Below are 19,280 nucleotides of genomic sequence, written 5' to 3' on the forward strand. Positions count from 1 at the left end.
CGGGCAAGCCCCATGCCCAGGGCCGCGCAGGGGCGCGAACATGGCGCCGGCATCAGGGCCCGGCGGTCGCCGTCGGCCCCTTCACATGGCGCTCGATGAGGTGGCTGAGCTGCAGCGGGCTCACGGGTTTGGTCAGGTGCAGGTCGAAGCCGGCCTCCAGCGCGAGTTCGCGGTCGTGCAGCTGGCTCCAGCCCGTCACGGCGACCAGCAGGGTGGCCTCGCCGCCGGGCGAGCGCCGGATCTCGCGCGCCACCTGGTGCCCCGTGCGCCCGGGCATGCCGATGTCGAGCAGGCACACCTCGGGATGCTCGGCGTGCCACACGGCCACGGCCTCGTTGCCGTCGTAAGCCATGTACACCGTGTGGCCATCGGCCTGGAGCAGGGCGGCCAGCGTGTCGGAGGCGTCGCGGTTGTCGTCGGCGATGAGCACGCGAAGCTTGCGCCGCTCGGTGCTCGCCGGCGCGTCCTCCCCATCGGTGGCCGCAGGCGCCGCGGCCTGCCCCAGCGGCAGGAGGATGGTGAAGGTGCTGCCCATGCCCACGCCCTCGCTGCTGGCCGTGAGCGTGCCGCCGTGCAGCTCGACCAGCCCCTTGGACATGGCCAGACCGATGCCCAGGCCGCCCCGGGTGCGCTCGCCCGCGTGGTGCAGCTGCGTGAACATGCGAAACGCCTCGGGGATGGCGTCGGGCGGGATGCCGATGCCGTCGTCCTGCACCTCGATGAACGCCGAGTCGCCTCGCACGCCGGCCCTCAGGTGGATGGTGCCGCCCGGGTCGGTGTACTTGGCGGCGTTGGTGAGCAGATTGGCCGCCACCTGCGCCAGGCGCAGCGGGTCGGCATCGAGCACCACGGGGCGCTCGTCGATGGCGACCAGCAGCTGGTGCCCCTTGGCCTCGATCAGCGGACGCGCGGTCTCCATGGCCGAGGCGAGCACGCTGCCCAGGTCCGTCGGCGAGCGGCGCAGGCTCAGCGCCCCCCGCGTGATGCGGGAGACGTCGAGCAGGTCGTCGAGCAGCAGCGCCATGTGCGAGACCTGGCGGTCGATGACCTCGAAGCTCCAGCGTTTCTGTTCGTCGGTGGCGCGCGCCGACATGGCCAGCAGCGTGGCCTGGCGGATGGGCGCCAGCGGGTTGCGAAGCTCGTGCGCCAGGGTGGCCAGGAACTCGTCCTTGCGGCGGTCGCTCTCGCGCAGCAACTGCTCGTTGCGCATGCGCTCGGAGATGTCGGTGAACCACACGCCCACTCCGTCGGGAATGGGCGAGACGATGCAGTGGAACCAGCGCGTGTGTTCGCGCTCGTCGTCGATGGTGTCGAACTCGCAGGTGCAGGCCGATTCGACTGCCGTGACGCAGTAGCTGAAGGCGGGGTGGCCCATCCAGGGACAGGAGGGGTTGCTCAGCACGCGGTGGCCCACCAGCTGATCGATGGGGCAGCCCAGCGCATCGGCGCCCGCGCGGTTGAGGTAGATCCAGAGGAAATCGACGATTTGCCCCCCCTGGCGTACGGGCCTGAGGATGCCGAAGGGCGCGCCGGAGGCGGCGAGCACGGCTTCGAAGCGGCCCTGCGTGGCGACCAGCTCATCGCGTGTGCGCGCCCGCTCGGTGAACACGGCGGCCTTGCGCGCGCAGATGTCGGCCATGCGCTGCTCGCGTTCGGTGGGGGCGCGCGGCTCGTCCAGGCACACGGTGATGGCGCCCAGCACTTCGCCCTGCGAATCGATGAGCGGCGTGCCGTGGACCGCCCGGATCGCCTGGGTTTCGAAGAAGTCGTGGCAGGCCTTGAAGGTTTCGTCGTCGTGCGTGTCCTCCACGACCACGCGCGTGCGCTGGCGGCAGACCTCCGCGCAGGCGCCGGTGCTCAGGCCTTCGAGCATGGCCAGTGCGGCGTCGTCGAAACCCGCGCTGGCCTCGACGCGCAGCCCCTGGCCCTGCGGCTCGCACAGCGAGACCATGCCGCGGGTGGCGCCATGGAAGTGCAGCAGCGTGGCCAGGATCATGTGCAGTTGCTGGCCGATGTGCGAGGTGTCCAGCAACTGCGTGCTCAACTCGTGCAGGTGGTTCAGGTCGTCCACCTGCCGGCTGAGCTGCTCGCGCGCGGCCTCGAGCTGGGCGTTGATCCGTTTGCTCTCGGTCACGTCCACGCAGGCGCCGCGCAGGCGCTCCGCCCGCTGCCCGCGCCAGACGACGTGCACGCGCAGCAGCAGCAACTGCGCAACGCCGCCGGTGGCCGAGGGCAGCACCACTTCCCGCTCGTAATAGGTCGTGCCGCGCTGGATCGCCTGGCGGACGTGGTCGCGGCTTTCGGCCAGCAGTTCCGGGCGCACGCCCCGGGCCCAGGTGCTCAGGGGAACGGGATCCGGCGTGACCGGCGCGCCCGCGAGCCGGGCCAGCACCGGCGAGGCGCGGATGGTCTGTGCCACGAGGTCGATGTCGAACACCCCGATGCCCGTGCCTTCGATGGCCAGCATGAGCCGGTCTTCCGCCGAGGCCGCCCGGGCCCGCGACTGGCGCAGCGAGGCGCCCATGGCCACCAGCAGGCCACCCAGCAGCAGGTACAGGCCCAGGCGCATGAGGTCGGCACCGCCAGGGCTGCCCCACCACCGGTGCGCGCCCTCGAAAGGAAAGCCCGTGCCGATCGCCCCTGCCAGCAGCAGCAGCACGCCGGGCCCCGGACCCAGGGCGGCCGCGGCCACGGCGGCGGCGGGCAGGTAGAACACGAAAGGGCGCAGGGCGCCCACCCAGGGCCACAGCAGCCAGTGCAACGCGCCGGCCACCAGGGCGATGAGCAGGGCCACGGCGTACCGTTGCACGTGGGACATGCCCTTACCGTAACGCCATTGGTTCATGGTGTGCGAATCCAGAGGAAATCCAGGGGAACCGGCCATCGCCCATCGGGGCGGGGCGGGAACGTCGGCGCTGCGGCGCGGTCTTGTGCAGTCATGAAACAGTCGATCGGTGGGATCTTTCAACGGGGGCGCCGGGCGGTGGCCCGGCTCCTCTCACCTTCGCGCGGCGAGGGCCTGGCGCCCGAGGCCGACGCGAAGGATTGGGCGCACGCCTCGGCGGCGGGGGAAGAAGACCCGGGTGCCAGCGTCGATCTGCTGGACGACCGGCCGCCGCCCCGCGCCGTCAGGAGGGAGGCGGACTGAGGGCGCTGGCCCCGTTCGGCGGGCTCGGCGGCGGCGCGTTCGGGCCCGGCACCGGCGGTGCCGGCGGCGGATCGCCCATCGGCGGCGGCACCGGGTCGTGCAGAGGCGGCGGGGCGGGCGGTTGCAGGGGAGGCGGCGGGGTGGTGTGCATGGGGTTCAGACGGGCTTCTTGCGCTCGGCATGCGCTGGGGTTGAAGGGTGCTCGGGGGGGTCATGCGCCAGGATGGCGATGCTGCCGTCGGGCTCCAGGATGGCCCACTTCACCTCGCTCAGGGCCTCCAGGCCCGTCTTGTGCATCTCGGTGAACACCTCGTCGGGCGTGACCCGCATGCGGTTCATCGCATCGACGAGGAAGCGGCCTTCGTAGACGAGCACCGTGGGATCGCCCGACACCAGGCGGCCGACGCGCTCGAAGCGCTGCACGAGCAGCGAGGTGAGAAAGACCAGCACCAGCAAGGTGCACAGGCCGGTGAGCCCGGTGGTCAGGGAGTAGTCGCTGCCGATGAGCGCCTGGGACACGATCTCCGGAATCATCAGCAGGGACACCAGTTCCAGGGGCGAGAGCTGGCCGAACTCGCGTTTGCCCAGCACGCGCAAGCCGAGCAGCACGACCAGGTAGATGACGGTGACGCGCGCGACGGTGTCCATGTCATCAGGGCAGCACGGTCGTGGAGAAGTCCAGGCGCGCCAGCGTGGGCTGTCCGGGACGGTTGAGTTCCACCCAGCCCTTCAGCAGGCCCCAGTCGTCGGGTTGCAGGCGCAGGTGCACGCTGGCGCGCTCGCCAGGGGCCAGTGCCGGCAGGCTGACCCGGGCGCGGCCCGACGAGATGGCGTCGGGCGCCGGCACCGAATCGACGCTGGAGAAGTGCGCGAGGTAGGCCTCGTCGAACGCCAGCGACAAGTCCTGGGTGCCTTCGGCGGCGGTGTTGGTGACGGTGACGACGAGATGCCCGCTGCCCAGGTGGCGCAGCCGCGCCGGGTGGCTCACGTCCAGCCAGAGCGCGTTCGGTGCCTGCAGGACCTGGCGGGTGTGCGCGGGCCCGAGTGCGCCGCTGAGTGCCAGCACGGGCAGGAGCGCCAGCGCGGGGATGCCGATCCATTCCAGGGCGCCCAGGCGCACCTCGCGACGGTATTCGGGCGGGCGGGGTGGTGAGGGCGGGTGCGGTGAGGGCATGGATGTCGGCCGGCTGCCGGTCCCCGGCAATCGGCGTGCCCGGTCCGCGCGCATGGCATGCCGCTTGCCCACCAAAGCCACATCTCCCACAGCCACACCATTGATGGAAAGGAACCTGAACATGAACCAAGTCAGCGAAGTCATGACCCGCGGGGTGCGGACCCTGTCTCCCGGCGACAACCTGCGCCTGGCCGCCCAGGCGATGGAGGAAATGGCCATTGGATCGGTCCCCGTGTGCGACGGCCAGCGGCTGCTCGGCATGGTGACGGACCGCGATCTGGTGGTGCGGGGCGTGGCCCAGGGCCTGGCCCCCGAACGCGCCACCCTGCGCGAGGTGATGAGTCCCGAGGTGAAGTGGTGCTACGAGGACCAGTCCATCGAAGAAGCGGCGCAGATGATGTGCGATGCGCAGATCCGCCGCCTGCCGGTGGTGGACCACGACAAGCGCCTGGTCGGCCTCCTGTCGCTGGGCGACGTGGCGGTCAAGACCAGCCCCGAGGAAGCGGCCCGGGCCTTGCAGGACATTTCGCAGCCCGCGCAGCCGGATCGGGCGGGCCTGAGTCAGGCCAGTGGCGCCGCCGGCGGGGGCGCGGATCGCAGCACCCGGCGCTGAGCAGTGCCAAGCGGCCTCGAGCGCTTCGGGGCCGCCTGCGCGGGGCGGCGGGGGCGACGGACGGAATTTGAGCGGCTTTGCGTGCGCTGCTTGACGCTTGGCCTGTCCGGCAGGGCCTCACAATAGTCCCTGGCGGTATCCACCGCCCGGCCAACCGGCGGTGTCCCGGACGGCATCGGGGGTGGGGCGCGCTCGCTAGAATGAATTTCATGGCTTCGCAGATCCCCAAGAAACCGGAAACCCCAGCGGCCCCGCCCGCCACGGGCAGCGACGACGCGGTCGTCCTGGAACGGCGCACGCAGCGCGTTCAACCGCCCCAGATGTACCAGGTGGTGCTGCTCAATGACGATTTCACCCCGATGGAATTCGTCGTGCAGGTCATCCAGGAGTACTTCAGCAAGGACCGCGAGACGGCCACCCAGATCATGTTGAAGATTCACCTGGAGGGAAAAGGGGTTTGCGGCGTCTATTCACGCGATGTCGCAAGCACCAAGGTGGACCAGGTGCTGCAGGCCGCCCGCTCGGCGGGTCACCCCTTGCAATGCGTGAGCGAACCTGTTGAATAAGCGTTCAAGCTCCTCATCTAGACCCTACATTCGTCTCAGGACGCGCTTTTCCCGATACTCCCCAGCCAAAGGACGTGCCACATGATTGCCCAGGAACTTGAAGTCAGCTTGCACATGGCCTTCGTCGAGGCCAGGCAGCAGCGGCACGAATTCATCACGGTGGAGCACCTGCTGCTGGCTTTGCTTGACAACCCCAGCGCCGCCGAGGTCTTGCGTGCCTGCTCGGCCAACATCGACGACCTTCGCAAGTCCTTGACGAACTTCATCAAGGACAACACCCCGCAGGTGGCGGGCACCGACGAGGTGGACACCCAGCCCACGCTGGGTTTCCAGCGCGTCATCCAGCGCGCCATCATGCACGTGCAGTCCACCGGCAATGGCAAGAAAGAGGTCACCGGTGCCAACGTGCTCGTCGCCATCTTCGGCGAGAAGGACTCGCACGCCGTCTACTACCTGCACCAGCAGGGCGTGACGCGCCTGGACGTGGTGAACTTCATCGCTCACGGCATCCGCAAGAGCGATCCGCCGGAGCCGACCAAGTCCAATGAAAGCGCGGCCGAGAACGAAGAGGCCGCCGAAGCCAAGGGCAACGAGAAGGCCTCGCCGCTGGAGCAGTTCACGCAGAACCTGAACCAGATGGCCAAGGACGGCAAGATCGACCCGCTCATCGGCCGCGAGTACGAGGTCGAGCGCGTCATCCAGATCCTGTGCCGCCGCCGCAAGAACAACCCGCTGCTCGTGGGCGAGGCCGGCGTGGGCAAGACGGCCATCGCCGAGGGCCTGGCCTGGCGCATCACGCAGGGCGACGTGCCGGAGATCCTCGCCGAGTCCAGCGTCTATTCGCTCGACATGGGCGCGCTGCTGGCCGGCACCAAGTACCGCGGCGATTTCGAGCAGCGCCTCAAAGGCGTGCTCAAGTCGCTCAAGGACAAGCCCAACGCCATCCTGTTCATCGACGAGATCCACACCCTGATCGGGGCCGGTGCGGCCTCGGGCGGCACGCTGGACGCGTCCAACCTGCTCAAGCCGGCGCTTTCCAGCGGCCAGCTCAAGTGCATCGGCGCCACCACCTTCAGCGAGTACCGCGGCATCTTCGAGAAGGACGCGGCCCTGTCGCGGCGCTTCCAGAAGGTCGACGTGGTGGAGCCCACGGTGGAGCAGACGGTGGACATCCTCAAGGGGCTGAAGTCGCGCTTCGAGGAGCACCACAACGTCAAGTACGCCGTGGCCGCCCTTCAGGCCGCCGCCGAGCTGTCGGCCAAGTACATCAACGACCGCCACCTGCCCGACAAGGCCATCGACGTGATCGACGAGGCCGGCGCGGCGCAGCGCATCCTGCCGGCGTCCAAGCGCAAGAAGACCATCTCCAAGACCGAGGTCGAGGAGATCGTCGCCAAGATCGCGCGCATCCCGCCCGCCAACGTCTCCAATGACGACCGCGGCAAGCTCGCAACGCTGGAGCGCGACCTCAAGAGCGTGGTGTTCGGCCAGGACAAGGCGCTGGAGGTGCTCGCCGCCAGCGTGAAGATGGCGCGTTCCGGTCTGGGCAAGGCCGACAAGCCCATCGGCGCCTTCCTGTTCAGCGGCCCCACCGGCGTGGGCAAGACCGAAGCGGCCAAGCAGCTGGCCTACATCATGGGCATCGAGCTGATCCGCTTCGACATGTCCGAGTACATGGAGCGCCACGCCGTCAGCCGCCTGATCGGCGCGCCTCCGGGCTACGTGGGTTTCGACCAGGGCGGCCTGCTGACCGAGGCCATCACCAAGAAGCCGCACTGCGTGCTGCTGCTCGACGAGATCGAGAAGGCGCACCCGGACCTCTTCAACATGCTGCTGCAGGTGATGGACCACGCCACGCTGACCGACAACAACGGCCGCAAGGCCGACTTCCGCAACGTGATCCTCATCATGACCACGAACGCGGGCGCCGAGACCATGAACAAGGCGACCATCGGTTTCACCAACCCGCGTGCCGCGGGCGACGAGATGGCCGATATCAAGCGCCTGTTCACGCCCGAGTTCCGCAACCGCCTGGACGCGATCGTCAATTTCAAGGCCCTGGACGAGCAGATCATCCTGCGCGTGGTCGACAAGTTCCTGCTGCAGCTGGAGACGCAACTGGCCGAGAAGAAGGTGGAGGTCACCTTCAGCGACACGCTGCGCCAGCACCTGGCCAAGAAGGGCTTCGACCCGCTGATGGGCGCGCGCCCGATGCAGCGCCTCATCCAGGACACCATTCGCCGTGCCCTGGCCGACGAGCTGCTGTTCGGTCGCCTGACCGAGGGGGGGCGCCTGAACGTCGACCTGGTGACCAAGACGGGCGAGGACGGCAAGGAAACCCAGGAAGTCGAACTCGACATCCAGCCGCTGCCGAAGAAGGAAGGCAAGGCCAAGCCGGAAGAGGCCACGGAAGTCTGAAGCCCGCCGGTCCCTGGCCCTGCAAGATGCCCCGCCCTGAGCGGGGCATTTTTTTGGGTTCAGCCGCCCGGCCGCGCTGGCGACGCCCGATCGGAGGCGTCCGGGTCGAAGGCATGGCGGAAGGCCAGCAGGAACTCGTCCACCCGTTGTCGGGGCAAGCGGTCGATGCCGGCGGCGGTGGCACGCCCGCCGCCGCCGAAGGCCAGGCAGAGGAGGTCGGCGCCGCGTGGCCGATGGGCGGGCGCGCGCACGGTCACCACGAAGGCCTCGGGGCCGGCGGCTCGCAGCACCGCGCAGGCCTGTTCGGGCTCGCGCTCGGCGCAGCGGTAGGCCAGGCTGCCCTGCACGCGCCGCGCCCACGCTTCATTGGGCAGCTCGTAGACCGCGCCCGCCGGCAGGCGCCAGCGTGGAGACAGCGCGTCGGCGCGGGCCAGGTCCTCGCGCTGGCGCACGATCAGGGCGTCGGCCACGCGTTCTAGCCGCCAGAAGGCCAGCGGGTCGGCGTAGGGCCGCATCAGGGCGTGCAGCGCGGCTGGCGCGATCAGGACGTCGGCCCGCGTGTCGCCGTAGGCGTTGTGGTTGATCGCCTCGCCCAGCGTGCGCAGCGCGTCCAGGCGCGCTTCGTCCAGGCCGGCGGCGTGGCCCAGCGCACGTGCGCTGGCCAGCATGCCGTCGCCGAAAGCACCGGTGACGGCCCAGGCCGTGTGCGGGCCGCCCAGGTGACGGTGCACGATGAGGCTGGTGCAGCGCGTGGGCGCGGCCTCGATCTCCAGCATCAGGGCCGGATGGCGCGGCAGCGGTTCGGGGCCGGCGTGGTGGTGGTCGAAGTACTCCACGCTGACGCCGCGCGCCAAGAGCGCCTCCAGGGCTTCCCGGTTGCGTGCCAGCGAGATGTCCAGCACCGTCAGCGTGTCGCCGGGCTGGGCGTCGACGCGTTCGAGCAGGGCGATGTCGCGCTTGAGGCCCGTGACCTGGCGAGCCTCGCGCGGGTGGACCAGGCGCAGCTGCTGCAGCGCGCACAGGCCGTCGGCGTCGCCGTTGAAGACGTCCCAGTGGCTCATGTCCTTATCGGCCCGTCTCGGCGGCCATCGGCGCAGGCGCCCAGGCCAGCGGCAGGCGCAGCTCCAGCGTGCCGTCGGGGCAGCGGCGCATGCCGAAGCCGGTGGCGCGCGCGAGGTTGACCATGCCGTGGTTGCCTTCCAGGCACCAGCCCATCAGCTCGCGCGTGCCGCGCGCGCGCAGGTGCTCGATCAGCCGGTCCAGCAGGGCGCGTCCCAGCCCGCGCCCTTGCCAGGGCTGTGCCACCTGAACCGCGAATTCGGCGACTTCGTTGTCGGGGTCGCACACGGCGCGCGCCTCGCCGCACAGCAGGTCCCCGGCCAAGGCAACGAAGGCCATCTCGCGCTCGTAGTCGATCTGGCAGTAGCGCGCCAGCTCGCTGCTCGGCACTTCGCGGCGCGTGAAGAAGAAGCGCAGCCGCAGGTCCTCGGGCGAGCACTGGGCGTAAAACCGCTGCAGCCGCTCGCCGTCTTCCGGACGGATGGGGCGCAGGCACATCGGCTCGCCGCCGACGTCCTGCACCCGCTCCAGACCGGAGGGGTACGGCCGCAGCGCCAGGTGCGCCCCATCGCGCGTCGGCTCAGCCGCGCGCACGCGAACGCGTGCGTCCAGCGCGATCGCGCCGTGCGCGTCCACCAGCAGCGGGTTGATGTCGAGTTCGGCGACGTGGGCGAGGTCGCTGGCGAGCTGGCTCAGGCGCAGCAGCACGTCCACGATGGCGTCCTGCTTGGCGGGCGGGCGCGAGCGGTAGCCGCGCAGCAGGCCCGCCACGCGCGTGCGCTGCACCAGATCGCGGGCGAGCACGGCGTTGAGCGGCGGCAGCGCGATCGCGCGGTCGGCGCGCACCTCCACCGCCGTGCCGCCTTCGCCGAACAGCAGCACCGGGCCAAACACCGGGTCGCTGGCAATGCCCGCGATGGTTTCCACCGCCAGGGGCCAGTCGGCCATGGCCTGCACGGTGAAGCCGTTCAGGCGGGCGCCGGGCTTGGCGCGTGCAATCCGCTCCTGCATGTGCTGCGCTTCGGCCCGCAGCTGGGCGGCGTCGGCCAGGTTCAGTGCCACGCCGCCCACGTCCGATTTGTGCAGGACGTCGGGCGACACGATCTTGAGCGCCACCGGGTAGCCGATGCGTTCGGCCGCCGCCAGCGCGCCTGGCACGTCGCCCACGCGTTCGGTGGCCACGCAGGGAATGCCGTAGGCCAGCAGCAATTGCTTGGCCTGGCCTTCGTCGAGCCACTCGCTGCCTTGGGCCAGGGCCGCCTCGACCAGGGCGCGCGCGCCTTCCCGGTCAGGAAAGTGCAGCTCGGGTCTCGACTCGGGCAACTGCAGCAACGCGGCCTGTGCCGCGTGGTGGTCGCGCAGCTGCTGCCAGGCGGCGGTGGCGCGCTCGGGGGTGTCGTAACAGGCAATGCCTTGCGCGCCGAACAGCTCGCGCGCGGCCTGCACGCGCGGGCCGCCGAGCCAGCAGGCCAGCACCGGCTTGTCGGATTCGCGCAGCAGAGGCAGGCTGGCCTGCGCGATCTCCGTGGCCGATGCGATGGCCGTGGGCGCGTGCATGAACAGGATGCCATCCACCTCGCTCGCGTCGATCAGCGCGCGCAGGGCGTCGAGGTAGCGTTCGGGCGGTGCGTCCCCGATGACGTCCACCGGGTTGTCGTGCGACCAGTTGGCGGGCAGGCAGGCGTCCAGCCGCGCCAGGGTGCGCGAAGACAAGGCCGCGAGTTGACCGCCGTCCAGCGTGTCGGCGGCGAGCACGCCCGCGCCGCCGCCATTGGTGAGCACGGCCAGCCGCGGGCCAGCCCCATGGCGCACGCGCGAGAGCGTCTGCGCGGCGTCGAACAGCGCCTCCAGCGTATCGACGCGCAGCATGCCGGCGCGCCGCACGGCGGCGTCGAACACGGCGTCGGAGCCGGCCAGTGCGCCGGTGTGCGAGGCCGCGGCCCGCGCGCCGTCGGGCCGGCGGCCGGACTTGACCAGCACCACCGGCTTGTTGCGCGCCGCGGCGCGCGCGGCCGACATGAACTTGCGCGCGTGTGTCACGGATTCCATGTACAGCAGGATGGCGCGGGTGTGCGGGTCGCTGCCGAGGTAGTCGAGCAGGTCGCCGAAGTCCACGTCGGCGCCATCGCCCAGCGAGATGAAGTGCGAGAAACCGATGCCACGCGCCCGGGCCCAGTCGAGCATGGCCGTGGCGAGTGCGCCCGATTGCGTGACGAAGGCGAGCTCGCCCGGCAGGGCCTGGCCCGGCGCGAAGCTGGCGTTGAGCGCCTGCCCCGGCACCAGTGCGCCGATGCAGTTGGGCCCGAGGATGCGCAGCAGGTGCGGGCGTGCCGCGTCGAGCATGGCCTGCTCCAGGCTGCGGCCGTCCGGGGCCTGGCCGTCGCGCAGGCCGGCGGTGAGCACGATGGCCGCGCGCGTGCCCCTGCGGCCGAGCTGGGCCACGAGTTCGGGCACGCTGTCGGCCGGCGTGCAGATGACGGCCAGGTCGGGCGCGGCGGGCAGTTCGTCCACGCTGGAGAACACGGGCTGGCCGTCGAGCTCGAAGGGCCGGTGGTTCACCGCCCACAGCGGCCCCGCGAAACCGGCTTCGCGCAGGTTGCGCCAGACCAGCGCGCCCACGGCGTTGGCGCGCCGCGAGACGCCGATGACGGCCACCGAGCGCGGCTGAAACAGGGTGTCGAGATGCCGAATGCTCACGGGACTACCTCCGTGCTGCGTACCGCGTGGCTGAGCGCCTGGGGAGCGGCGAGGCAGCGCATGCCCGCATGATGAACCGCGATGCGCGGGCGGGCTTGCGCCAGGTCAAAGGTGCGGCCGACGGAACGTCTTGACGTGAGCCATGGCTCGCGTCAAGGTAGCGGCCATCGCGCAAGCCAACACTCCGTGGCAACTGCACATCACCCGGTGATGACATCAAGGAGGCACCCATGGCTGAACGCGAATACGCAGACCCGGGCGCGCGCGATCACTTGCGCGCCGTGCTCAGCGAGCGCCGCGAGCGCTTGATGAACTTCTTGCGGCGGGGCGCGCTGCCGATCGGGCTGAGCGACGACATCGTCGAAGAGGTGGACCACCTCGACAGCGCGCTGGCACGCCTGGACGCCCCGGGCGCCAGCGCCTGTGCGCGTTGCGGTGAACCGATTTCCCTGACGCGCAGAACCCTGGTGCCCGACACGGGGCTGTGCACCGCTTGCGCCCTGGTGGCCGAGGGCCTGGCGCCGGGCCGCGACCGACGGGACGGCCCGAGTTCGACCTGGGACGCCGAGTTCCTGCCCGAGATCGGTTAGGGCCTCGGCGCCGGGCGTTCAGCGCTTGCCACCGAGCAGCCCGCCCAGCACGCCGCGCAGAATCTGCCGGCCCAGGCCGCTGGCCACGGTGCGGGCGGCCGTCTTGGCCATGGTCTGCACCAGGCCGTCGTACTGGCCGCCGCGCGGGCCGGTGCGGCCGAACAGCACCTCGTTGATCACGCTCTTTTCCTCGGCGGGCGCGCCTTTGGGCGAGCCGGGGATGCGCGGTGTTTTGGCGCCGGGCTTGCCGTCGGCGGCGGCCTCTGCGGCTTCCTCGACACGCGCCCCCGCGTGCGCGCGGAACATCTCGTAAGCGCTCTCGCGGTCCACGGTCTTTTCGTAGGTGCCCGCCACCAGCGAGCCCTGGGTCAGCGCGCGCCGCTGCTCGGGCGTGATGGGGCCGATCTGGCTGCCCGGCGGCACCACGTAGGCGCGCTCGGTCTCGCAGGGGCGGCCCTTGGGGTCCAGGAAGCTCACCAGGGCCTCGCCCACCGCGAGCTCGGTGATGGCGGCCTCGATGTCGAGCCCCGCTTTCGGGCGCATGGTCTGCGCGGTGGACTTCACCGCCTTCTGGTCGCGCGGCGTGAAGGCGCGCAGCGCGTGCTGCACGCGGTTGCCGAGCTGGCCGAGCACGCTGTCGGGGATGTCCAGCGGGTTCTGGGTCACGAAGTACACGCCCACGCCCTTGGAGCGCACCAGGCGCACCACGAGTTCGATGCGCTCGACCAGCACCTTGGGCGCCTCGTCGAACAGCAGGTGCGCCTCGTCGAAGAAGAACACCAGCCTGGGCTTGTCGGGGTCGCCGACCTCGGGCAGGTTCTCGAACAGCTCGGAGAGCAGCCACAGCAGGAAGGTCGCGTACAGGCGCGGTGCGTTGAGCAGCTTGTCCGCGGCCAGGATGTTGATGACGCCCTTGCCGTCCACTGTCTGCATGAAGTCGGCGATGTCGAGCATGGGCTCGCCGAAGAACTTGTCGCCGCCCTGCGATTCGACCTGCATGAGCCCGCGCTGGATGGCGCCGATGGACGCCGCGCTGATGTTGCCGTATTCGGTGGTGAACTGTTTGGCGTTGTCGCCCACGTGCTGCAGCATGGCCCGCAGGTCCTTCATGTCGAGCAGCAGCAGGCCGTTGTCGTCGGCGATCTTGAAGATCAGGTTGAGCACGCCGGTCTGCGTGTCGTTCAGGTTGAGCATGCGCGCCAGCAGCAGCGGGCCCATGTCGCTGACGGTGGCGCGCACGGGGTGGCCTTGCTCGCCGAACACGTCCCACAGGGTGGTGGGGCATTCGGTGGGCTGGGGCAGATCGATGCCGCGTTCGGCCAGGACGGCGGCCATCTTCTCGCCGATCTTCCCGGTCTGGCTGATGCCGCTGAGATCGCCCTTCACGTCGGCCATGAACACCGGCACGCCGATGCGCGAGAAGCCTTCGGCCAGGACCTGCAGGGTCACGGTCTTGCCGGTGCCGGTGGCCCCGGTGATGAGGCCGTGGCGGTTGGCCAGGCCAGGCAGCACCTGGCAAGTGGTCTGGGCGTTCTTGGCGATCAGCAGGGGTTCGGCCATGGTCGGGTCCTGGTGGGTTGGGCGGGCGAGTTCGGGCGCGATCGTAAAATCGCGGGCTCATTAGATCAAAGCCAGCAGGCATTTCGAGGACTTCCCATGGCCGGACACAGCAAGTGGGCGAACATCAAGCACCGCAAGGGGCGCCAGGACGAGAAGCGGGGGAAGATCTGGACCCGCGTGATCCGTGAGATCACGGTGGCCGCGCGCAGCGGCGGCGGCGACCCCGCCATGAACCCGCGCCTTCGCCTGGCGATCGAGAAGGCCAAGGCGGCCAACATGCCGGCCGACCGCATCAAGTACAACGTGGACAAGGCCTCCGGCACGCTGGAAGGCCTGTCGCTGGAGGAAATCCGCTACGAGGGTTACGGCATCGGTGGCGCGGCGGTCATCCTGGACACCATGACCGACAACCGCGTGCGCACCGTGGCCGAGGTGCGCCACGCCTTCAGCAAATTCGGCGGCAACCTGGGCACCGAAGGCTCGGTGGCCTTCCAGTTCAAGCACTGCGGCCAGCTCATCTTCGCGCCCGGTACGTCGGAAGACACGGTGATGGAAGTGGCGCTGGAGGCCGGCGCCGAGGACGTCATCACCGACGACGATGGCGCCATCGAGGTGCTGACCCCGCCGGCCGACTTCGAGGCCGTGAAGGACGCGCTGGAAGCCAAGGGCCTGAAGGCCGAGTTCGCCGAAGTGACCATGCGCGCGGAGAACACCATCGCCCTGAGCGGCGAGGACGGCGCCCGCATGCAGAAGCTGCTGGACGTGCTTGAAGACCTGGACGACGTGCAGAACGTCTTCCACAACGCTGAAATCTCGGAATGAAGGTTCTTGTCATCGGCGGCGGTGGCCGCGAACACGCCCTGGCCTGGCGCCTGAAGCAGTCGGAGGGCGTGAGCGAGGTCTTCGTGGCCCCGGGCAACGCCGGCACGGCGCGCGATCCGCAGCTCAGCAACCTGCCCATCACCGACAAGGTGGCCCTGCGCGAATGGGTGCAGGCGAATGGCGTCGGGCTCACCGTGGTGGGCCCCGAGGCGCCGCTGGCGGCCGGCGTGGTCGACGAGTTCCGCGCCCACGGCCTGGCCATCTTCGGCCCCACGCAGAAGGCGGCGCAACTGGAAAGCTCCAAGGCCTTCAGCAAGGCCTTCATGCAGCGCCACGGCATTCCCACGGCCGAGTACCAGGCCTTCACCGACCCGGTGAAAGCCCACGCCTACGTGGACGCCAAGGGCGCGCCCATCGTCGTCAAGGCCGACGGCCTGGCGGCCGGCAAGGGCGTGGTGGTGGCCATGACGGCGGCCGAGGCGCACGAGGCCATCGACTTCATGCTGCTGGACAACAAACTGGGCGTGGCGCACAACGAGGGCGGCGCGCGCGTCGTCATCGAGGAGTTCCTGCAGGGCGAGGAGGCCAGCTTCATCGTGCTGTGCGACGGCGAGCACGCCCTGGCCCTGGCCACCAGCCAGGACCACAAGCGCCTGAAGGACGCCGACCAGGGCCCCAACACGGGCGGCATGGGCGCGTATTCGCCCGCGCCGGTGGTCACGCCCGCGGTGCACCAGCGCGCCATGGACGAGGTGATCCTGCCCACGCTGCGCGGCATGAAGGCCGACGGCATTCCGTACACCGGCTTCCTCTACGCGGGCCTCATGATCACGCCCGATGGCGCGGTCAAGACGCTGGAATTCAACTGCCGCATGGGCGACCCCGAGACCCAGCCCATCATGATGCGCCTGCGCAGCAACCTCGCGCAGGTGCTGCTCGCGGCCACGCGCGGCGAGCTCGACCGCGTGCAACTCGACTGGGACCCGCGCGTGGCCCTGGGCGTGGTGATGGCCGCGGCCGGCTACCCGTTCGATCCGCGCAAGGGCGACGCCATCACCGGCCTGCCGGCCGACGAGGCCGAGCGCATGGTGTTCCACGCGGGCACGGTGGCGGACGGCGAGGCCGTGCGCGTCTCGGGCGGGCGCGTGCTGTGCGTGACCGCGCTGGCCGATTCGGTGGCGCAGGCGCAGCGCCGCGCCTACGAGGTGGTCGACCGCATCGCCTTCGACGGCATGCAGTGCCGCCGCGACATCGGCTTTCGCGCGCTGTGATCGTTGCGCCCGATGCCGGCGGGCCCGAAGCCTGCTAGGGTCTGAGCATGGCCCTTGACAACCCGATCGCGAACGTCCGCGAGTACCTCATCGATCTGCAGGAGCGGATCACGTCCACCGTGGCGATGGTCGATGGCGGCCACTTCGTGGTCGACCGCTGGAAGAAGCGCCCCGGCGAGAAGCTGCAGGGCACAGGCGTCACGCAGATCCTGGAAGACGGCGCGGTGTTCGAGCGCGCGGGCTGCGGCTTCTCGCACGTGCGGGGGCCGCTGCTGCCGCCCTCGGCCACGCAGCACCGGCCGGAACTGGCCGGCGCGCCGTTCGAGGCCATGGGCGTGTCGCTCGTCTTCCACCCGCGCAACCCCTACGTGCCCACGGTGCACATGAACGTGCGCATGATCGCGGCCACGCCCAAGGGCAAGGCGCCGGTGTGCTGGTTCGGTGGCGGCATGGACCTCACGCCGTACTACGGCTTCGAGGACGACGCGAAGCACTTCCACCGCGCCTGCAAGGCCGCGCTCGACCCCTTCGGCGTCGACAAGTACCCGCGCTTCAAGCAGTGGTGTGACGAGTACTTCTACCTGAAGCACCGCGACGAGCAGCGTGGCGTGGGCGGCGTGTTCTTCGACGACTTCTCCGAACTCGGCTTCAATGGCAGCTTCGCCATGATGAGTTCGGTGGGCGACGCCTTCCTCGACGCCTACCTGCCCATCGTGGACCGGCGCAAGAACACCCCCTACGGCGAGCGCGAGCGCAGCTTCCAGCTCTACCGCCGCGGCCGCTACGTCGAGTTCAACCTGGTCTACGACCGGGGCACGCTCTTCGGCCTGCAGTCGGGCGGGCGCACCGAATCCATCCTGCTGTCCATGCCGCCGCTGGTGAGCTGGGCCTACAACCGCCAGACGAAGAAGGGCACGCCCGAGGACCGGCTCTACCGTGATTTCCTGGTGCGCCGGGACTGGGTCTGATGGCCATCGCCACCCAGCCCATCCAGCGCGTCGGCATGTTCGGCGGCGCGTTCGACCCGCCGCACACCGCGCACCGCGCACTCGCGCAGGCCGCGCTGGACCAGCTCCGGCTCGATGCGCTGCACGTGATGCCCACCGGGCAGGCCTGGCACAAGGCGCGCGCTCTCTCGCCCGCGCACCACCGCATCGCCATGTGCGAGGCCGCCTTCGGCGACCTGCCGCGCGTGCGCATCGACCGCCGCGAGACCGAGCGGCAGGGCCCCAGCTACACCGCCGACACGCTGGCCGAGCTGCGCGCCGAGTACCCCGCGGCCACGCTTTACCTGGTGCTGGGCGCGGACCAGTTGCTCGCGTTCAAGTCCTGGGTGCGCTGGGAAGAGGTGCTCTCGCTGGCCACACTGGCGGTGGCCAACCGCCCCACCAACATCGGCGCGCAGGCCCTGCGCGGCGACGCTCCGCTCACCGACCTGCGTGGCGTGGACGTGCCCTTCGCGCGCCTGCGCATGCCGCTGCAGCACATCAGTGCCACCGCCTTGCGCGCCAAGCTGGCCAACGAGCCGGCCGACGACCCGTCGCTGGACCTGCTGGTCCCTGACGCGGTCGCGAGCTATATTTCGCAACACCACCTCTACCAGTCCCCTACATGACCAGCGAATCCGCCGCGAAAAAAGACATCCAGAAACTGCAAAGGGCCATCGTCGATGGCCTGGAGGACGTCAAGGGCCAGGACATCGTGGTCTTCAACACCGAGGAACTGTCGCCGCTGTTCGAGCGCGTGATCGTCGCCAGCGGCACCTCCAACCGCCAGACCAAGGCCCTGGCCGCCAGCGTGCGCGACGCGGTGCGCGAGGCCGGCTTCGACAAGCCCCGCATCGAGGGCGAGGACAACGGCGAATGGATCATCGTGGACTGCGGCCCGGCCGTGGCGCACGTGATGCAGCCCGCCATCCGCCAGTACTACCGGCTCGAGGACATCTGGGGCGCCAAGCCCGTGCGCCTGACCACCGCCGCCGCCAAGAAGGCAGAGGCGGCGAAGAAGAAGGCCAGGCCAGCCGCCGACAAGGTGGCCGAGGCCAAGCCGGTGTCGGCCAAGGCGGTGGTTCGCAAGGCGGCGGCAAAGGCCGCGCCCGGCAAGGCCCCCGCATCGAAGAAGGCCGCCGCGAAGAAGCCCGCGGCGAAAACCGCACCGGCCAAGCCGCGCGCCGGCATGAGCAAGGTGGTGGTGAACGCCCCGGCCGCGAAGAAGAAGGCCTCGCCCAAGGCCGCGCCCGCGGCGAAGAAGCCGGCCAGACCCGCCGCCAAGAAGAAGGCATGAAGCTCGTGATCGTCGCGGTCGGGCAGAAAGTGCCCGACTGGGCCCAGACCGCCTACGACGATTACGCCAAACGCTTTCCCCCGGAACTGCGCGTCGAGCTCAAGGCCGTCAAGACCGAGCCGCGCGCCTCCAAGACCACCAAGACCCTGTGGGCCGCCGAGCGCCAGCGCATCGAAGCGGCCATTCCGCGCGGCGCGCGCGTGGTGGCCCTGGACGAGCGCGGCACCACCCTGACGACGCAGGCGCTCGCGCAGCAGCTCAGGCAATGGCAACTCGGCGGCGACGACGTCGCCCTGGTCATCGGCGGGCCTGATGGCCTGGACCCGGCCTTTCGCGAGGCCGCGCACCAGCGCATCCGACTGTCCGACCTGACGCTGCCGCACGCCATGGTGCGGGTGTTGCTGATCGAGCAGTTGTACCGGGCGTGGTCGATCAACGCGAACCATCCCTACCACCGCGAATGACGAAGACCCAGGCCCCCTTCATCTACCTGGCCTCGCAGAGCCCGCGCCGCCGCGAACTGCTCACGCAGTGGGGCGTGCGCCACGAGCTGCTGTTGCCCGATGCCGACGAAGACGCGGAGTCGCTGGAGGCCGCGCACCCGAACGAGGCGCCCGCGCGCTACGTGCAGCGCGTCACCGCGCTCAAGCTCGAGGCCGCCCTGGCGCGCTTGAAGCGCCGCGGTCTGCCCGCCGCGCCCGTGCTGTGCGCCGACACCACCGTGGCGCTGGGCCGGCGCATCCTGGGCAAGCCGGCCGACGCGGTCGAAGCGCGGCGCATGCTGACCGACCTGTCCGGCCGCACGCACCGCGTGCTCACGGCCGTGGCGGTGGGCAAGGGCGCGCGGCGCTGGACGGCGCTGTCCGCCTCCAACGTGCGCTTCGACGCGCTCACGCCCACGCAAATCCGCCGCTACGTCGAGGGCGGCGAGCCCATGGGCAAGGCCGGCGCCTACGCCATCCAGGGCCACGCGGGCCTGTGGATCCGCCGCATCACCGGCAGCCACACCGGCATCGTGGGTCTGCCCGCGTTCGAGACGGCGCAATTGCTGCGCGCGGCCGGCCTTTCCATCCTTTGAC

18 protein-coding genes are annotated in these 19,280 nt (G+C 70.2%); 12 read left to right on the forward strand and 6 right to left on the reverse strand.

Annotated features, from left to right (window positions below):
• Positions 1-52: 52 nt before the first annotated feature.
• The gene (locus tag GTO19_RS08760; RefSeq protein WP_291026521.1) at positions 53-2,818 is read right to left on the reverse strand and encodes an ATP-binding protein; all 2,766 of its coding nucleotides are present in this window, start codon (positions 2,816-2,818) and stop codon (positions 53-55) included.
• 120 nt (positions 2,819-2,938) lie between these two features.
• Between GTO19_RS08760 and GTO19_RS08765 the strand changes: the two genes are divergently transcribed.
• Positions 2,939-3,148: a hypothetical protein gene (locus tag GTO19_RS08765; RefSeq protein WP_291020674.1), complete on the forward strand. Its 210-nt coding sequence runs from the start codon at positions 2,939-2,941 to the stop codon at positions 3,146-3,148.
• 156 nt (positions 3,149-3,304) lie between these two features.
• On the opposite strand, the gene GTO19_RS08770 is transcribed toward GTO19_RS08765, so the two are convergent.
• Positions 3,305-3,796, reverse strand: a complete 492-nt coding sequence (locus tag GTO19_RS08770) for a DUF421 domain-containing protein (RefSeq protein WP_291020676.1) — start codon at positions 3,794-3,796, stop codon at positions 3,305-3,307.
• Positions 3,797-3,800: 4 nt separating this feature from the next.
• Positions 3,801-4,322, reverse strand: coding sequence for a hypothetical protein (locus GTO19_RS08775; RefSeq protein WP_291020678.1), 522 nt, complete (start codon positions 4,320-4,322; stop codon positions 3,801-3,803).
• A 121-nt stretch (positions 4,323-4,443) separates the two neighbouring features.
• On the opposite strand from GTO19_RS08775, the gene GTO19_RS08780 reads away from it, so the two are divergent.
• The 3 genes from GTO19_RS08780 to clpA all read left to right on the forward strand — a co-directional run bounded on the left by GTO19_RS08780 (position 4,444) and on the right by clpA (position 7,919).
• Positions 4,444-4,935, forward strand: a complete 492-nt coding sequence (locus GTO19_RS08780; RefSeq protein WP_291020680.1) for a CBS domain-containing protein — start codon at positions 4,444-4,446, stop codon at positions 4,933-4,935.
• Between the two features lie 209 nt (positions 4,936-5,144).
• Positions 5,145-5,501 carry an ATP-dependent Clp protease adapter ClpS gene (gene clpS / locus GTO19_RS08785; RefSeq protein ID WP_291020682.1) on the forward strand — a complete coding sequence of 119 codons (357 nt, stop codon included), beginning with the start codon at positions 5,145-5,147 and terminating at the stop codon, positions 5,499-5,501.
• A gap of 81 nt (positions 5,502-5,582) precedes the next feature.
• On the forward strand, positions 5,583-7,919 hold the full coding sequence (gene clpA / locus GTO19_RS08790) for an ATP-dependent Clp protease ATP-binding subunit ClpA (RefSeq protein WP_291020684.1): 2,337 nt from the start codon (positions 5,583-5,585) through the stop codon (positions 7,917-7,919).
• A 59-nt stretch (positions 7,920-7,978) separates the two neighbouring features.
• Here the strand turns inward: clpA and GTO19_RS08795 are convergent, their stop codons facing one another.
• Together GTO19_RS08795 and GTO19_RS08800 are read right to left on the reverse strand one after the other, a co-directional pair.
• Positions 7,979-8,980 carry an acetyltransferase gene (locus tag GTO19_RS08795; RefSeq protein WP_291020686.1) on the reverse strand — a complete coding sequence of 334 codons (1,002 nt, stop codon included), beginning with the start codon at positions 8,978-8,980 and terminating at the stop codon, positions 7,979-7,981.
• Between the two features lie 4 nt (positions 8,981-8,984).
• Positions 8,985-11,675: a bifunctional acetate--CoA ligase family protein/GNAT family N-acetyltransferase gene (locus GTO19_RS08800; RefSeq protein WP_291020688.1), complete on the reverse strand. Its 2,691-nt coding sequence runs from the start codon at positions 11,673-11,675 to the stop codon at positions 8,985-8,987.
• A gap of 230 nt (positions 11,676-11,905) precedes the next feature.
• On the opposite strand from GTO19_RS08800, the gene GTO19_RS08805 reads away from it, so the two are divergent.
• Positions 11,906-12,265, forward strand: a complete 360-nt coding sequence (locus GTO19_RS08805; protein WP_291020690.1) for a TraR/DksA C4-type zinc finger protein — start codon at positions 11,906-11,908, stop codon at positions 12,263-12,265.
• An 18-nt stretch (positions 12,266-12,283) separates the two neighbouring features.
• Here GTO19_RS08805 and GTO19_RS08810 read toward each other — a convergent pair whose 3' ends face one another.
• A complete protein-coding gene (locus tag GTO19_RS08810) occupies positions 12,284-13,825 on the reverse strand; it encodes a helicase HerA-like domain-containing protein (RefSeq protein WP_291020691.1) in 1,542 nt (513 codons plus the stop codon).
• A 96-nt stretch (positions 13,826-13,921) separates the two neighbouring features.
• Here GTO19_RS08810 and GTO19_RS08815 point away from each other — a divergent pair, with 96 nt between their 5' ends.
• From GTO19_RS08815 to GTO19_RS08845, 7 genes are read left to right on the forward strand one after another with little or no spacing between them, the layout of a single operon-like run.
• The gene (locus tag GTO19_RS08815; protein ID WP_291020693.1) at positions 13,922-14,647 is read left to right on the forward strand and encodes a YebC/PmpR family DNA-binding transcriptional regulator; all 726 of its coding nucleotides are present in this window, start codon (positions 13,922-13,924) and stop codon (positions 14,645-14,647) included.
• On the forward strand, positions 14,644-15,918 hold the full coding sequence (gene purD / locus GTO19_RS08820; RefSeq protein ID WP_291020695.1) for a phosphoribosylamine--glycine ligase: 1,275 nt from the start codon (positions 14,644-14,646) through the stop codon (positions 15,916-15,918). The genes GTO19_RS08815 and purD overlap by 4 nt, the downstream gene beginning before the upstream one ends.
• 47 nt (positions 15,919-15,965) lie before the next feature.
• The gene (hemF, locus tag GTO19_RS08825; RefSeq protein ID WP_291020697.1) at positions 15,966-16,886 is read left to right on the forward strand and encodes an oxygen-dependent coproporphyrinogen oxidase; all 921 of its coding nucleotides are present in this window, start codon (positions 15,966-15,968) and stop codon (positions 16,884-16,886) included.
• A complete protein-coding gene (nadD, locus tag GTO19_RS08830) occupies positions 16,886-17,533 on the forward strand; it encodes a nicotinate (nicotinamide) nucleotide adenylyltransferase (RefSeq protein WP_291020699.1) in 648 nt (215 codons plus the stop codon). Before hemF ends, nadD begins: the two co-directional genes overlap by 1 nt.
• Positions 17,530-18,201, forward strand: a complete 672-nt coding sequence (rsfS, locus tag GTO19_RS08835; RefSeq protein WP_291020701.1) for a ribosome silencing factor — start codon at positions 17,530-17,532, stop codon at positions 18,199-18,201. The genes nadD and rsfS overlap by 4 nt, the downstream gene beginning before the upstream one ends.
• Positions 18,198-18,665 (forward strand): 23S rRNA (pseudouridine(1915)-N(3))-methyltransferase RlmH, encoded by a 468-nt coding sequence (gene rlmH / locus GTO19_RS08840; RefSeq protein ID WP_291020702.1) that lies wholly within the window; start codon positions 18,198-18,200, stop codon positions 18,663-18,665. The genes rsfS and rlmH overlap by 4 nt, the downstream gene beginning before the upstream one ends.
• Positions 18,662-19,279 carry a nucleoside triphosphate pyrophosphatase gene (locus tag GTO19_RS08845; RefSeq protein ID WP_291020704.1) on the forward strand — a complete coding sequence of 206 codons (618 nt, stop codon included), beginning with the start codon at positions 18,662-18,664 and terminating at the stop codon, positions 19,277-19,279. The genes rlmH and GTO19_RS08845 overlap by 4 nt, the downstream gene beginning before the upstream one ends.
• The last annotated feature ends 1 nt before the right edge of the window (position 19,280 follow it).

This window comes from Hydrogenophaga sp., from assembly GCF_011772445.1.
In the GTDB taxonomy this organism is placed as follows: domain Bacteria; phylum Pseudomonadota; class Gammaproteobacteria; order Burkholderiales; family Burkholderiaceae_C; genus Hydrogenophaga.

Bases quoted from the DNA above. Each gene is read 5' to 3' on its own strand.
- GTO19_RS08760 (WP_291026521.1), bottom strand. From the start codon at position 2,818: ATGTCCCACGTGCAACGGTACGCCGTGGCCCTGCTCATCGCCCTGGTG.
- GTO19_RS08765 (WP_291020674.1), top strand. From the start codon at position 2,939: ATGAAACAGTCGATCGGTGGGATCTTTCAACGGGGGCGCCGGGCGGTG.
- GTO19_RS08770 (WP_291020676.1), bottom strand. From the start codon at position 3,796: ATGGACACCGTCGCGCGCGTCACCGTCATCTACCTGGTCGTGCTGCTC.
- GTO19_RS08775 (WP_291020678.1), bottom strand. From the start codon at position 4,322: ATGCCCTCACCGCACCCGCCCTCACCACCCCGCCCGCCCGAATACCGT.
- GTO19_RS08780 (WP_291020680.1), top strand. From the start codon at position 4,444: ATGAACCAAGTCAGCGAAGTCATGACCCGCGGGGTGCGGACCCTGTCT.
- clpS (WP_291020682.1), top strand. From the start codon at position 5,145: ATGGCTTCGCAGATCCCCAAGAAACCGGAAACCCCAGCGGCCCCGCCC.
- clpA (WP_291020684.1), top strand. From the start codon at position 5,583: ATGATTGCCCAGGAACTTGAAGTCAGCTTGCACATGGCCTTCGTCGAG.
- GTO19_RS08795 (WP_291020686.1), bottom strand. From the start codon at position 8,980: ATGAGCCACTGGGACGTCTTCAACGGCGACGCCGACGGCCTGTGCGCG.
- GTO19_RS08805 (WP_291020690.1), top strand. From the start codon at position 11,906: ATGGCTGAACGCGAATACGCAGACCCGGGCGCGCGCGATCACTTGCGC.
- GTO19_RS08810 (WP_291020691.1), bottom strand. From the start codon at position 13,825: ATGGCCGAACCCCTGCTGATCGCCAAGAACGCCCAGACCACTTGCCAG.
- GTO19_RS08815 (WP_291020693.1), top strand. From the start codon at position 13,922: ATGGCCGGACACAGCAAGTGGGCGAACATCAAGCACCGCAAGGGGCGC.
- purD (WP_291020695.1), top strand. From the start codon at position 14,644: ATGAAGGTTCTTGTCATCGGCGGCGGTGGCCGCGAACACGCCCTGGCC.
- hemF (WP_291020697.1), top strand. From the start codon at position 15,966: ATGGCCCTTGACAACCCGATCGCGAACGTCCGCGAGTACCTCATCGAT.
- nadD (WP_291020699.1), top strand. From the start codon at position 16,886: ATGGCCATCGCCACCCAGCCCATCCAGCGCGTCGGCATGTTCGGCGGC.
- rsfS (WP_291020701.1), top strand. From the start codon at position 17,530: ATGACCAGCGAATCCGCCGCGAAAAAAGACATCCAGAAACTGCAAAGG.
- rlmH (WP_291020702.1), top strand. From the start codon at position 18,198: ATGAAGCTCGTGATCGTCGCGGTCGGGCAGAAAGTGCCCGACTGGGCC.
- GTO19_RS08845 (WP_291020704.1), top strand. From the start codon at position 18,662: ATGACGAAGACCCAGGCCCCCTTCATCTACCTGGCCTCGCAGAGCCCG.